General features: G+C 37.0%; 8 protein-coding genes. All 8 read left to right on the top strand.

Translation table 11 applies throughout. From position 1 onward, the window contains the following. Positions 1-34 precede the first annotated feature (34 nt). The 8 genes from D8804_RS01535 to D8804_RS01500 all read left to right on the top strand — a co-directional run bounded on the left by D8804_RS01535 (position 35) and on the right by D8804_RS01500 (position 15,652). The gene (locus D8804_RS01535; RefSeq protein ID WP_125398588.1) at positions 35-1,174 is read left to right on the top strand and encodes an O-antigen ligase family protein; all 1,140 of its coding nucleotides are present in this window, start codon (positions 35-37) and stop codon (positions 1,172-1,174) included. Further along, complete coding sequence (locus tag D8804_RS01530; protein WP_125398587.1) at positions 1,158-2,027, top strand: glycosyl transferase; 870 nt, start codon at positions 1,158-1,160, stop codon at positions 2,025-2,027. The genes D8804_RS01535 and D8804_RS01530 overlap by 17 nt, the downstream gene beginning before the upstream one ends. Continuing rightward, positions 2,027-3,451: a lipopolysaccharide biosynthesis protein gene (locus D8804_RS01525; protein WP_125398586.1), complete on the top strand. Its 1,425-nt coding sequence runs from the start codon at positions 2,027-2,029 to the stop codon at positions 3,449-3,451. Before D8804_RS01530 ends, D8804_RS01525 begins: the two co-directional genes overlap by 1 nt. Positions 3,452-3,457: 6 nt before the next feature. Continuing rightward, complete coding sequence (locus D8804_RS01520) at positions 3,458-4,651, top strand: glycosyltransferase family 4 protein (RefSeq protein ID WP_125398585.1); 1,194 nt, start codon at positions 3,458-3,460, stop codon at positions 4,649-4,651. Next, positions 4,652-5,317, top strand: coding sequence for an acyltransferase (locus D8804_RS01515; protein ID WP_125398584.1), 666 nt, complete (start codon positions 4,652-4,654; stop codon positions 5,315-5,317). Positions 5,318-5,354: 37 nt separating this feature from the next. Beyond that, the gene (locus D8804_RS01510; protein WP_125398583.1) at positions 5,355-6,587 is read left to right on the top strand and encodes a nucleotide sugar dehydrogenase; all 1,233 of its coding nucleotides are present in this window, start codon (positions 5,355-5,357) and stop codon (positions 6,585-6,587) included. 307 nt (positions 6,588-6,894) lie between these two features. After that, positions 6,895-8,877, top strand: a complete 1,983-nt coding sequence (locus tag D8804_RS01505; RefSeq protein WP_125398582.1) for a peptide ABC transporter substrate-binding protein — start codon at positions 6,895-6,897, stop codon at positions 8,875-8,877. Positions 8,878-9,160: 283 nt separating this feature from the next. Then, positions 9,161-15,652, top strand: a complete 6,492-nt coding sequence (locus D8804_RS01500) for a SpGH101 family endo-alpha-N-acetylgalactosaminidase (protein WP_125398581.1) — start codon at positions 9,161-9,163, stop codon at positions 15,650-15,652. Positions 15,653-15,798: the final 146 nt, after the last annotated feature.

Below are 15,798 nucleotides of genomic sequence, written 5' to 3'. Positions count from 1 at the left end.
TCAATTATAAATGAGGAAAGAATAAATTAGATTGATGACAAAAAGAGAAATATATATAATCTGTGTGTTGCTGGCATATTTTCTACCCAGCTTTTTCACAGTCGTATCAATGGCGACTTTATTTGCTTTGCTTTCTACTTTAGTTAAGCTATTTGTGACTTTTTATTATATTCCCAAAGTTCTTTTACAGCATAAAGTAACACTGATTGATATTCTAGTTGTTCTATTTTTATTTTTTCAAGCATTTGCAGCTTTTCAAAGCCAAACGTTGTACCTTAACTACGTTGGAGGTCAGTTTTTCCTTTTAGGACTATATTCATTTTTGAAACACTTTTTATTGTTGGATTGTAAAACAACAATAAAAAGCCTCTTTTTAACCTTTATCTTGTTTTTGTGTGTTCAAGTAATAACTCAATTGCTTTTTCCGGTCGGTTTCGATTCTTTGCACCCTACAGGAGATAATAGACTTTACTTTTTAGGAAGGAAGAACATAGCTACCCCGTATATCATTGTTGGATTAGGTAGTTTTTACTTATTAAATAAAAAAATGAATGAGTTTATATCACTAAAGGAAATTATTTTTTTAGGATTGTTCGGAATTTTATCATTTTTAACACAGTCCAGTACAGCAATTATCTGCTATATTTTCTTTATTTTCATACGTCTGATGGGATTAAAGGAAAATATAGGAAAACTGTATTCTTTAGTCAGTATGGCTGCATATGTTTGTTTTTCTCTTTCTATAATCTTTTCACAAAGTACAATTTTATCAACTTTTACAGCGATTTTTTCCAAAAATGCAACTTTTTCAGGACGTATCAATATTTGGCAATTAGCGATTCGTATTTTTGAAGAGAATTTTTGGTTTGGACGAGGGCTCAACGTTAATTTTAATGCTTGGACAAATGGGATTATCGTTAATTCAGCACATAATACCTTGCTAGATATACTTGCTCGAACTGGTATATTTCCAGGTGTTTTATTTATAGTGCTTCTTATTAATCTGTTTCTTGGAAAATATAGAATAGAATCAAAAACACTGTTGGCTATGTTAGCCTCATTTATGATTTATATTACAATGGAGACTTCATCTATGAGTATTTTGCTGTTAATTATTGTTCTTTGTGTATATTGGCCACGTGGAGAGGAGAAGTTGCATGAGCAAGTTACTTAATGCCATCTATTATCGACTATTTAGATTATATAAAAAAATTTATCTACAAGTTTTTAGTAAAAAAACGGTTGACATCTTGGGTGAAAAGGCTAATTTAGAAAATGAACTAATTGTTTCGTTTACAACAATTCCAAGTCGTCTTAATTATTTACCAAGTATGATTAAAAGTATTTTCAATCAGACAATTATCCCTAATCGTTTTATTATGTATGTTTATAAAGATGAATTTGAAGGCATTAATTTGGAGAGTATTCTAGAACTTGAAATCAAAAATGGTTTGGAAATTGTCTATGTGGATGAGAATCTTCGTTCACATAAAAAATATTTTTATGCTATGAAAGATAATCCGAACAGTATAGTTGTTCTAGTTGATGACGATATCATTTATCCTCGAAATACTATAAAGAAACTGATTGCATCCTATAGAATTTATCCACAGTGTGTTTCAGCAATGCGATGTCATCGAATTAAGTTGTTTTCTGATGGAAGTTTATATCCATATAATCAATGGGAATATGAAATATCAGGAGCTACTATACCATCGTATTTTAATTTTTTTACTAGCGGAGGTGGGACATTATTTCCTCCATGTACTCGCAATGAGGATCTTTTTAATAAAAAAAATATCAGGGAACTCAGTTTTCTAGCCGATGATGTATGGTTGAATTTTTTGGCAGTCAAAAATGGAATTAAAACAGTAAAAGCGACACGATATAAAGGGACGCCATTAACTATAGATGACAATCCTGAGGAGAGTTTGGTGTATCTGAATGCTGTATATGGTAATAATAATGATAAATGTATCAAGAATATGGTAGATTTTTATCATATTGATTTTTCAGAGGTTGATTAATGGATATAAGTAATAAGTTTAAGGTAGGTATCCTATATACTGCTTTAGGTAAGTATTCTAATGTCATAATTCAATTATTTGTAACGGCGGTATTNAGTAGAATATTAACACCTGAAGAGTATGGTGTTGTAGCGGTTGTCAATGTGTTTTTAGTATTCTTTCAGATGTTGGCAGATTCGGGAATAGGACCTGCAATTGTACAAAATAAGACATTAACTCAAAATGATTTAAATAATATTTTTACTTTAACAATTTATTCGGGTTTAATTCTTTCGTTTGTTTTTGTATTGATAGGCTATCCAATTAGTATAGTCTATGGGAATGAAGTCTATATCAAACTGTACTTATTATTAGGTATGTGTGTACTATTTTATACTATGACAATTGTTCCTCAGTCAATTTTAACAAGAAACATGAACTTTAAACGGATGAACTTATTGAGTCTGATTGCCAATATTTTTAGTGGAGTTATTGGTGTCGTGCTGGCCATACATGATTTCGGGGTATATTCTCTGATTTTTTCTAATATTATGAAGGCTACTATATTATTTTTGGTGTTTTTTTCAAGTGTTGAGTTGAGTTTTAAGAAAAAGATAGAGAAAACTTCGTTAGTTAAAATTCTAAATTTTTCTAAGTTTCAATTTATGTTTAATTTTCTAAACTACTTTGCAAGAAATTTAGACAATCTCTTGATTGGTAGATTCATTAATCCCGCTGCGTTGGGTTATTATGATAAGGCCTACCAGTTATCTTTATATCCTAATCAAATTTTATTGCAGGTGATTTCACCTGTAATTCATCCGATAATGTCGAATTTTCAAAATGATAGACAAAAAATGGAAGAAGTTTTTGCAAAAATTTTTAATATTCTACTTTTAATGGGAATGCCAATCTCAGTGTATTTGTTTTTTAATGCAAGTGATGTGATAACATTTATGTTTGGAAATAATTGGTTTCAGAGCGTTCCAGTATTTCAAATATTATCTGCTAGTATCTGGATTCAAATGGCTAATAGCCCAATAGGAATTTTTTATCAAGCTTCGAATCGTGTTGATTTGTTATTTAAGGTAGGATTATTAGCGTCAGGACTCAATATTATAGCTATTGTGATAGGACTATTATCGAAAAGTATAGTGACAATTGCTGTTATGTTAATTATTTCATTTATAATAGGGCTATCACTGAATCTCTACTTTTTATCACATGTAGTCTTTAAAAGTGACATAATTAAATATTTAAAAATAATTTTAGTCCACCTTGTAACTGTTATCCCATATATTATATTCAATATGATTGGCTTTAGATTTGAACAGGGTGTAGTTATCAATCTTGTGTTGCAAGGACTGGTATTGGGACTAATTTGGTCTATAGGAATATTTGTAACAGGTCAATACAAGCAGTTAATAATGATGTTTAGTAGGTGAAAATTTATGAAAATTTTATTTGTGAATATGTTCTATAATGAAGAAGGAGGAGCACAAAAGAGCACCAAATTCCTAGCTGAACAACTTGTAAAAGAAGGACATGAGGTATTTGCATACTCTGATGATGCTATTGATTCTGATATTGAGGAAGTTATTAATGGAGTTAAGGTTTTTAGAAGAAGAACTCCGCTTTTTAGTCTTCACTATATTTTCAGTGCCAAGAAGAATCCAGCTAAACATTTTTTCTATAAAATATTTGAAACCTATAATGTATTTGCAAAAAGAAAATTTATCAATATCATTGAGGAAGTACAACCAGATATCGTTCACTTTAATACAATTTCAGGAATGTCTTTATCAATAGTTAAAGAAGCTAAAAAGAGAAATATCAGGACCATTTGGACATTGCGAGACTATTGGCTAGAATATCCATGGGGTGAGAAAGATATTGCTCTTATTAAACTTCTAAATAGAATATATAGACCTTTTGTTAAGAAAAGTTTAAGACACTTAGACATAGTAACAGCACCATCAGCATTTACTTTGAATAATTTTATCAATAAAGGATTTATTAACCCATCTTCTCAAAAATGTATGGTCATTGAAAATGCTGTTATATTTTCAAAGAGTAAATTGGAAAATATTATCAAACAAAAGCAAAAGACAAAAAGAAATCCAGAAAAAACGAATTTTCTTTTTGTAGGTTCTATACTTGAAATAAAGGGCGTTTTTAACTTAGTAATGGCTTTTAAAAAACTAACTAGTCCGGAAATTTCTTTGAAAATTGTAGGAAAAGGAAAAGATTTAGAAAAACTTCAAAAAGAAATTGAGAGTGATCCTAGAATACAATATTTAGGTTTTCAAGATACAGAAACCCTCTATAAAACTTATCAAAATTCAGATGTATTGGTCGTCCCATCTGCTTGGGATGAACCGTTTGGTAGAGTGGTAATTGAAGGAAATGCAAATGGCCTTCCTGTCATCACTTCAGATAGAGGTGGATTACCTGAAATTGTGCAAACAGTAGGAGGAGGAGAAGTTTTTACAGATGAATCGGGAAATACATTATATAGTATTTTAAAGAAATTTGTAGAAATGGAAAACTACAATGTCTATTACCAATGCATTCTTGAGAATATTGATATTTATTCTATCGAAAAACAAAGTGAAAAGTTTATAAATTTATATAAGGGGGAATAGATGCAGGTTCGACATTTATTAACTTATCTGATCTCGCTACCTAAAACAATCTTTTTTAATTTTAGGTGTTTACCAATTAATCAGGCTATTCACCTTCCAATTTTTGTAGCATATAATGTCAAGCTGTTAAATTTAAAAAAGAATGTAGTTAGTATAGAAACAGTAGTAAAATTTGGTTTAGTTCGAATTGGTTTCTCAGGTACGGAGATAATATCCCCTAATCGATCGCTCATAGATTTGAAACAAGGAAAAGTTATTTTTAAAGGGAAGTCGGTGATTACAAAAGGTTGCACAATTAGTGTTACAGGAGGAACCATCATTTTGGGCAATAATTTTTATGCGAATAGAAATTGTTTTATATCGTGTACTGATAGGCTTGTTGTTGGTAATAACGTACTTTTAGGTTGGAATGTTATTCTTTTTGACTCAGCTGGTCATACACTGAGTTACGATGGTAAGAAAAAAATAAAAATGACAGAAGAAATTGTAATTGGTAACCATGTATGGATTTGCGCTGAAGCACACTTATTGAAGGGAAGTAAGATTGCAGATGGTTCTGTAGTAGCTTATTCTAGTTTAGTTACAGGTTATTTCGTAGAAAAAAATTGCTTGATTGGAGGAATACCTGCTAAAACACTTAGAAAAGGAGTAAGTTGGGAAAAGTAACTTTATTTTATTAATTTAAAATATCAGAGGTGGAATTATGAAAATAGCGGTAGCAGGAACAGGTTATGTAGGATTATCAATTGCTGTGTTGTTGGCACAACATCACGAAATAAAAGCAGTTGATATTGTTGCTGAAAAAGTTGAATTAATCAATCAAAAAAAGTCTCCAATTCAGGATGATTATATTGAAAAATACTTAGTGGAAAAAGATTTAAACTTGGAAGCAACTATGGATGCTAAGTATGCTTATGAAGGTGCAGAATTTGTTGTTGTTGCAGCACCAACAAATTATGATTCGAAAAAGAATTTTTTTGATACATCAGCAGTAGAGGCAGTCATTCAACAAGTAAAAGAAATTAATCCGAAAGCGGTAATAATTATTAAATCTACAATCCCTGTTGGATTCACAGAGTCTGTTCGAAAGAAATATCAGTATAAAAATATCCTGTTTAGTCCAGAATTTTTACGCGAATCTAAAGCATTATATGATAATCTGTATCCGAGTCGCATCATTGTTGGAACTGACTTAGAAGATACTTATTTAAAAGACAAAGCTAATATATTTGCTTCCCTACTAAAAGAAGGGGCTATTAAAGAAGACATAGATACACTTTTCATGGGAGTAACGGAAGCTGAGGCAGTTAAATTATTTGCCAATACCTACCTTGCGTTGCGTGTTTCTTACTTTAATGAATTGGATACTTATGCAGAGGTGAAAGGTTTGGATACAAAAGCCATTATTGATGGTATTGGCCTAGATCCACGTATAGGAAATCATTATAACAATCCATCCTTTGGCTACGGTGGGTATTGTTTACCTAAAGATAGTAAGCAGTTATTAGCAAATTACTTTGATGTACCACAAAATATGATGACGGCAACTGTTGAAAGCAATCGAACGCGTAAGGATTTCATTGCTCAACGGATTTTAGAAAAAGCTGGAGTATCTGAGACTGACAGTTTAGATGCATTTAAGAATATACAAGAGATTGTTATAGGTATTTATCGTTTAACAATGAAAAGTAATTCGGATAACTTCCGTCACTCATCTATTCAAGGTGTTATGAAACGCTTGAAAGCTAAGGGAGTTACGGTTATCATCTACGAGCCAACTTTGAATGACGGGGAAACATTCTTTGGTAATAAAGTGGTAAATAATCTAGATAAATTTAAAGAAGCTAGTAATGTTATTGTAGCCAATCGTTTTGAACCTTCACTAGAGGATGTGTCTAATAAAGTTTATAGTCGGGATATATTTAAGCGTGACTAACAAAATAGTATGTGTATGATTATTTTATTCTTGATAAGGATTCTCTTAGAAAAATCCTTATCAAGAATAAATGCGTTCACGTGTTCACAATATCTATTAAGTGGATTTGCAAAATGTTAATAAATGCCCCAATATTAACATTAACTATAGTGGGTTGATGTCAGCTAAAATCTGGAGAGGACAATCACTGCCTTCTCTTTTTTTGTCTTTTCAGAATATACCAAATTAACACAAAAATTCTGAAAATTCTGTTGACATCTTTCTGAAAAGGTTCTATAATAGATAGAAAGTTTTAAAGGAGAAAATGATGAAAAGTTCAAAACTATTTGCTCTTGCAGGTGTAACCTTATTGACGGCTACTACTTTAGCTGCATGCTCTGGATCAGGTTCGAGCGCTAAAGGAGAGAAGACATTCTCATATATCTATGAAACAGACCCTGACAACCTCAACTATTTGACAACTGGTAAGGCAGCAACTGCTGACATTACTAGTAATGTGATTGATGGATTGCTTGAAAATGACCGCTATGGTAACTTTGTGCCATCTATGGCTGAGGATTGGTCTGTATCTAAGGACGGCTTGACTTACACATATACGCTTCGTAAGGATGCAAAATGGTATACCTCTGAAGGTGAGGAATACGCAGAAGTCAAAGCTCAAGACTTTGTAACAGGGCTTAAATATGCTGCTGATAAAAAATCTGATGGTCTTTATCTTGTTCAGGAATCAATCAAAGGCTTGGATGCTTATGTGAAAGGTGAAATTAAAGATTTCTCACAAGTTGGTATTAAGGCTCTTGATGATCAAACAATTCAGTACACCTTGAACAAGCCAGAAAGTTTCTGGAATTCTAAGACAACAATGGGTGTTCTGGCTCCTGTTAATGAAGAATTTTTGAACTCTAAAGGGGATGACTTTGCTAAAGGTACAGACCCAAGCAGTATTCTCTACAATGGACCATTCTTACTCAAATCAATCGTAGCCAAATCGTCAGTCGAGTTCGAAAAGAATCCAAACTATTGGGACAAAGACAATGTTCATCTTGATAAAGTGAAATTATCCTTCTGGGATGGTCAAGATACTAATAAGCCAACTGAAGCTTTCAAAGATGGCAGCTTTACAATGGCGCGTCTCTTCCCAACAAGCGCTAGCTACCCAGAGACTGAAAAAGCATTTAAAGACAATATTGTTTACACACAACAAGATTCTACTACTTATTTAGTAGGTACTAATATTGATCGCCAGTCTTATAAGTATACTTCTAAGACAACGGATGAAGAAAAAACATCAACCAAGAAAGCTCTTCTAAACAAAGATTTCCGTCAAGCTCTTGCCTTTGGTTTTGATAGAACCGCCTATGCCTCTCAAGTAAACGGTGCAAGTGGTGCGACTAAACTGCTTCGTAACTTGTTTGTCCCACCTACATTTGTTCAAGCAGATGGCAAAAACTTTGGTGAGTTGGTCAGAGAAAAATTGGTGACTTATGGAGACGAGTGGAAGGATGTAAATTTAGCTGATGCCCAAGATGGACTCTATAACGCAGATAAGGCCAAAGCAGAATTTGCCAAAGCTAAGACAGCTCTTCAAGCAGAAGGTGTGAAATTCCCAATCCACTTGGATATGCCAGTAGACCAAACAAATACAACAAAAGTTCAACGTGTTCAATCCTTCAAACAATCGCTTGAAGCTACTCTAGGGTCAGAGAACGTCGTTGTCGATATCCAACAACTTCAAAAAGATGATGTCTTGAATATCACTTACTTTGCTGAAACTGCAGCTGGAGAAGACTGGGATATCTCAGATAACGTGGGCTGGTCTCCAGACTTCGCAGACCCATCTACTTACCTTGATATCATCAAGCCATCTGTCGGAGAAAATACAAAGACTTACCTAGGATTTGACTCTGGAACAAACAACGCTGCAGCTAAGCAAGTTGGTTTGGAAGACTACGAAAAAATGGTTGTGGAAGCTGGTGAAGAAGTGAATGACGTTTCAAAACGTTATGAGAAATATGCTGCTGCCCAAGCTTGGTTGACCGATAGTGCCTTGATCATCCCAACAACTTCTAAAACTGGTCGTCCAATGTTGTCTAAGATGGTACCATTTACGCTTCCGTTTGCATACTCTGGTAACAAGGGTACAAGCGAAGCCCTCTTGTATAAATACCTAGATGTACAAGATAAACCTGTAACAGCAGAAGAATATCAAAAAGCTCAAGATAAATGGATGAAAGAAAAAGAAGAGTCGAATAAAAAGGCCCAAGAAGATCTCGCAAAACATGTGAAATAACTGTTGCAAAATATAAGAAAGGATTTAGTATTTCTCTTGAATGCTGAATCCTTTTTTACATTTGTAAAGAAAGACTCTAAATTTGGAGCCTATTTTTGTCAGAATAGAGAAAATTTTCGTTAATTTTACTTGTTTCCTATTGCTTTCTTAGCTATTATTTGTTATATTAAAAGCACAATTATTTTTTATTTATCAGGGTTAAGCATTGCACTTTCAGAGGAAGGAGTATTTTTTAAAAAAGGAATGTAAACGCTTACTCAAAAATGAAAGGATTTAGGAGTTCATGGATAAACGATTTTTTGAAAAACGTTGTAAATTTAGTATTCGGAAATTTTCATTGGGTGTTGCTTCTGTTATGATTGGAGCTGCATTCTTTGGGACAAGTACAGTTCTTGCAGATAGCGTGCAGTCTGGCTCCACAGCGAATTTACCAGCGGACCTAGCTGCTACTCTTGCAACAGCAAAAGAGAATGATGGGCGTGATTTTGAAGCACCAAAGGCGGGAGAAGACCAAGGGTCTCCAGAGGTTACGGATGGACCTAAGACAGAAGAAGAACTATTAGCACTTGAAAAAGAAAAATCAGCTAGTTCAGATAAGTTACCAGAAGGCTTAGAGGGCAAATTAGATAAGGCTGAAGATAAAGGGAAAGAAGTTGACAAGGATCAATTAGCTAAGGGTACTGAGAATCTTGTTCCAGAAGATGTAGCTAAAACCAAGAATGGTGAATTAAACTACGGAGCAACTGTCAAAATCAAGACACCATCAGGTGAAGGTAGTGGGATTGTCATTGGCGAAAATCTTGTTTTAACTGTTTCACATAACTTTATAAAAGACGTTCCAGATGGCAATAATCGCAAGGTCGTTGACAATGATAATGGTGATGGAGATATCTATAGCATTTCCTATCCAGGACTACCAGATGTTAAATTTAGTAAAAAAGATATTATTCACTGGGATCGTGAAGGTTTCCTAAAAGGTTACAAGAATGATTTGGCTCTTGTGAGATTACGTACAGTTCTGGAAAATACGCCTGTTGAAGTAACCAAAAAGCCAGTAGTTAAGAAAATCGGAGATAAGCTCCATGTCTTTGGTTATCCAGAAGGGAAATTGAATCCGATTGTCAATACTACAGTTGATTTTGCAGAACCATATGGAGAAGGTGTCCAAGGGATCGGTTATCAAGGAGGAAAACCAGGTGCTAGTGGTGGCGGTATCTTTGATACAGAAGGAAAACTGGTCGGTGTTCATCAAAATGGAGTTGTTGGCCAACGGAGTGGTGGTATTCTCTTCTCACCTGCCCAATTGAAATGGATCCAAGATCACATGAAGGGAATTTCAAGTGTCAAACCAGCAGACTTGGAAGAGAAAGAAAAACCAGCTGAAGAAAAACCAAAAGAGGACAAACCAGCTGCTAAACCTGAAACACCTGAAAAAGTAACAGCTGAATGGCAAACGGTAGAGAAAAAAGAACAACAGGGAACAGTCACTATCCGAGAAGAAAAAGGTGTCCGCTACAATCAACTATCTTCAACTGCTCAAAATGATAACGCAGGTAAACCAGCCCTGTTTGAAAAGAAGGGCTTGACCGTTGATGCCAATGGAAATGCAACTGTTGATTTAACCTTCAAAGAAGATTCTGAAAAGGGCAAATCACGCTTTGGTGTCTTCCTGAAATTTAAAGATACCAATAATAATGTTTTTGTCGGTTATGACAAGGATGGTTGGTTCTGGGAGTATAAATCTCCAACAACTAGCACTTGGTATGGAGGTAGTCGTGTTGCTGCCCCTGAAACAGGATCAACAAACCGTCTCTCTATCACTCTCAAGTCAGACGGTCAGCTAAATGCAACGAATAATGATGAGAAACTCTTTGATACGGTCACTTTGCCAGCAGCTGTTAATGAAACTCTCAAAAATGAGAAGAAAATCGTCCTAAAAGCTGGTTCCTATGGTAATGAGCGTACAGTTGTTAGTGTTAAAACGGATAACCAAGAGGGGGTAAAAACAGAGAATACCCCTGCTGAAAAAGAAACAGGTCCTGAAGTTGATGATAGCAAGGTGACTTATGACACTATTCAGTCTAAGGTCCTCAAAGCAGTGATTGACCAAGCCTTCCCACGTATTAAAGAATACAGTTTGAACGGGCATACCTTGCCAGGACAAGTTCAACAATTCAATAAAGTATTTATCAACAAACACGAAGTCACACCTGAAGTTACTTACAAAAAAATCAATGAGACAACTGCAGAGTACTTGATGAAGCTTGGCGATGATGCTAATCTTATCAATGCAGAAATGACGGTCCGTCTACAAGTTGTTGATAATCAGTTGCACTTTGATGTGACCAAGATTGTCAACCACAATCAAGTCACTCCTGGTCAAAAGATTGATGACGAAAGAAAACTGCTTTCTTCTATTAGTTTCCTTGGCAATGCTTTAGTATCTGTTTCAAGTGACCAAGCCGGTGCTAAGTTTGATGGGGCAACCATGTCAAATAATACCCATGTCAGCGGAGATGATCATATCGATGTAACCAATCCAATGAAAGACTTGGCCAAGGGTTACATGTATGGATTTGTTTCTACAGACAAGCTTGCTGCAGGTGTTTGGAGTAACTCTCAGAACAGCTACGGTGGAGGTTCTTATGACTGGACCCGCTTGACAGCCTACAAGGAAACGGTCGGAAATGCTAACTATGTCGGAATTCATAGCTCTGAATGGCAATGGGAAAAAGCTTATAAGGGCATTGTCTTCCCAGAGTATACCAAGGAACTTCCAAGTGCCAAGGTTGTTATCACTGAAGATGCTAATGCAGACAATAAAGTGGATTGGCAAGATGGAGCTATTGCTTATCGTAGCATCATGAACAACCCTCAAGGTTGGGAAAAAGTCAAGGATATCACAGCTTATCGTATCGCGATGAACTTTGGTTCTCAAGCACAGAACCCATTCCTCATGACTTTGGATGGTATCAAGAAAATCAATCTTCACACAGATGGTCTAGGACAAGGTGTTCTCCTTAAAGGTTATGGTAGTGAAGGTCATGACTCTGGTCACTTGAACTATGCTGATATTGGTAAACGTATTGGTGGTGTTGAAGACTTCAAGACCTTGATTGCGAAAGCGAAGAAATATGGAGCTCATCTAGGTATCCACGTTAACGCTTCTGAAACCTATCCAGAGTCTAAATACTTCAATGAAAAAATCCTTCGTAAGAATCCAGATGGTAGCTACAGCTACGGTTGGAACTGGCTAGATCAAGGTATCAACATTGATGCTGCTTATGACTTGGCGCATGGACGCTTGGCTCGCTGGGAAGATTTGAAGAAAAAACTTGGTGACGGTCTCGACTTTATCTATGTGGACGTTTGGGGCAATGGTCAATCAGGTGATAACGGTGCCTGGGCTACCCACGTTCTTGCAAAAGAAATCAACAAGCAAGGTTGGCGCTTTGCAATCGAGTGGGGCCATGGTGGTGAGTACGACTCTACCTTCCATCACTGGGCTGCTGACTTGACCTACGGTGGTTACACCAATAAAGGTATCAACAGTGCCATCACCCGCTTTATCCGTAACCACCAAAAAGATGCTTGGGTAGGAGACTACAGAAGTTACGGTGGTGCAGCCGACTATCCACTTCTAGGTGGCTACAGCATGAAAGACTTTGAAGGCTGGCAAGGACGAAGTGATTACAATGGCTATGTAACCAACTTGTTTGCCCATGACGTCATGACTAAGTATTTCCAACACTTCACAGTAAGTAAATGGGAAAATGGTACACCAGTTACCATGACCGATAATGGTAGCACCTATAAATGGACTCCAGAAATGAAGGTTGAGCTAGTCGATGCTGCAGGTAACAAAGTGGTTGTGACTCGTAAGTCAAACGATGTCAATAGCCCACAATATCGCGAACGTACAGTAACGCTCAACGGACGTGTGATCCAAGATGGTTCAGCTTACTTGACTCCTTGGAACTGGGATGCGAATGGTAAGAAACTTCCTACTGATAAGGAAAAAATGTACTACTTCAATACGCAGGCTGGTGCAACAACTTGGACCCTGCCGAGCGATTGGGCAAAGAGCAAGGTTTACCTTTACAAGCTTACTGACCAAGGTAAGACAGAGGAGCAGGAACTAACTGTAACAGATGGTAAGATTACCCTAGACCTTCTAGCTAATCAACCATACGTACTTTACCGTTCGAAACAAACCAATCCTGAAATGTCATGGAGCGAAGGCATGCACATCTATGACCAAGGATTTAACAGCGGTACCTTGAAACATTGGACTATTTCTGGTGATGCTTCTAAGGCAGAAATTGTCAAATCACAGGGTGCAAATGAAATGCTTCGTATCCAAGGCAATAAGAGCAAGGTCAGCCTCACTCAGAAATTAACTGGCTTGAAACCAAATACTAAGTATGCCGTTTATGTCGGTGTCGATAACCGTAGTAATGCCAAAGCAAGTATCACAGTGAATACTGGCGAAAAAGAAGTGACTACTTATACCAATAAGTCTCTCGCTCTCAACTATGTTAAGGCCTACGCCCACAATACACGTCGTGACAATGCTACAGTTGACAATACAAGTTACTTCCAAAACATGTACGCCTTCTTTACAACTGGATCGGACGTATCAAATGTTACTCTGACCTTGAGTCGCGAAGCTGGTGATGAAGCAACTTACTTTGATGAAATTCGTACCTTTGAAAACAATTCAAGCATGTACGGAGAAAACCATGATACAGGTAAAGGCACCTTCAAACAAGACTTTGAAAATGTTGCTCAGGGTATCTTCCCATTCGTAGTGGGCGGTGTCGAAGGTGTTGAAGACAACCGCACTCACTTGTCTGAAAAGCATGATCCATATACACAACGTGGTTGGAACGGTAAGAAAGTTGATGATGTTATCGATGGAAATTGGTCACTCAAGACCAATGGACTGGTTAGCCGTCGTAACTTGGTTTACCAAACTATCCCACAAAACTTCCGCTTTGAAGCTGGTAAGACCTACCGTGTAACCTTTGAATACGAAGCAGGTTCTGACAATACCTACGCCTTTGTAGTTGGTAAGGGAGAATTCCAATCTGGCAGCCGTGGTACGAAAGCAAGCAACATGGAAATGCATGAATTGCCAAATACCTGGACAGATTCTAAGAAAGCCAAGAAGGCAACCTTCCTCGTGACTGGTGCAGAAACAGGCGATACTTGGGTAGGTATCTACTCAACTGGAAATGCAAGCAATACTCGTGGTGATTCTGGTGGAAATGCCAACTTCCGTGGTTATAATGACTTCATGATGGATAATCTTCAAATCGAAGAAATTACCCTAACAGGTAAGATGTTAACAGAAAATGCTCTCAAGAACTACTTGCCAACGGTTGCCATGACCAACTACACGAAAGAGTCTATGGATGCTCTGAAAGAGGCGGTCTTTAACCTCAGTCAGGCAGATGATGATATCAGTGTCGAAGAAGCGCGTGCAGAGATTGCCAAGATTGAAGCTTTGAAGAATGCTTTGGTTCAAAAGAAAACAGCCTTGGTAGCAGAAGACTTTGAAAGTTTGGAAGCGCCCGCCCAAGCTGGTGAAGGCTTGGGAAATGCCTTTGATGGTAATGTATCTAGCCTATGGCATACATCTTGGAATGGAGGAGATGTAGGCAAGCCTGCAACTATGGTCTTGAAAGAACCTACTGAAATTACAGGACTTCGCTATGTTCCACGTGGTTCAGGTTCAAACGGTAACTTGAGAGATGTGAAACTCGTTGTAATAGATGAGTCTGGCAAGGAGCACACTTTTACTGCAACGGACTGGCCTGATAACAATAAGCCAAAAGACATTAACTTTGGTAAGACAATCAAGGCTAAGAAAATTGTCCTTACTGGTATCAAGACATACGGAGATGGTGGAGATCAATACCAATCTGCAGCGGAACTCATCTTTACCCGTCCACAGGTAGCAGAAGCGCCACTTGACTTGTCAGGATATGAAGCAGCTTTAGCTAAGGCTCAAAAATTGACAGACAAAGAAAATCAAGAGGAAGTAGCTAGTGTTCAGGCGAGCATGAAATATGCGACGGATAACCATCTCTTGACGGAAAGAATGGTTGCCTACTTTGCAGATTATCTCAATCAATTAAAAGATTCTGCTCCGAAACCAGACGCTCCTACAAGTAGCAAGGGTGAAGAGCAACCACCAGTTCTTGAAGTCCTAGAATTCAAAGGCGGAGTCAATGCAGCAGAAGCAGCTGTACATGAAGTCCCAGAGTTCAAAGGCGGAGTCAATGCAGCAGAAGCAGCTGTACATGAAGTCCCAGAGTTCAAGGGCGGCGTCAATGCAGTAGAAGCAGCTGTTCATGAAGTCCCTGAGTTCAAGGGCGGAGTTAATGCGGTTGAAGTAGCTGTACATGAAGTTCCTGAGTTCAAGGGTGGAGTTAATGCGGTTGAAGCTTTGGTTCACGAATTACCAGAATACAAAGGTGGAGCCAATGGAGTTGAGCCAGCCGTACATGAAAAACCAGAGTACACAGGCCCACTAGGTACAGCAGGTGATGAACCAGCACCAACTGTTGAGAAACCAGAGTATAAGTTGACACCAGCACCACTAGCTGATACAAATACATCAGAAATCAAAGATACTCTTAAAAATGAAGAAAGCAAAAAGACACTCCCAGAAACAGGAGAAGACCAGTCTGATACAGCCCTCTTCCTAGCAGGAATCAGCCTAGCATTGTCAGCCGCCCTCTTTGCTATTAACAGTAAAAAAGAATAGATATTTATTTATTCCATAATTACATTGTTTGGATAAGTGACTTGGACTTCTATGGGGGTCAGAGTCGGAAAATGAATCAAACACCTGGAGAGGACCTCTTGGTTCTCTCCTTTTTAAAAGGAGAAATGATAACGCTTACTAGCGTA

The organism is Streptococcus oralis (assembly GCF_003944215.1).
GTDB classification, from domain to species: domain Bacteria; phylum Bacillota; class Bacilli; order Lactobacillales; family Streptococcaceae; genus Streptococcus; species Streptococcus oralis_BI.
The sequence above is the reverse complement of the archived record's forward strand: the minus strand, read 5'-3'. Positions and strand labels throughout refer to the sequence as shown.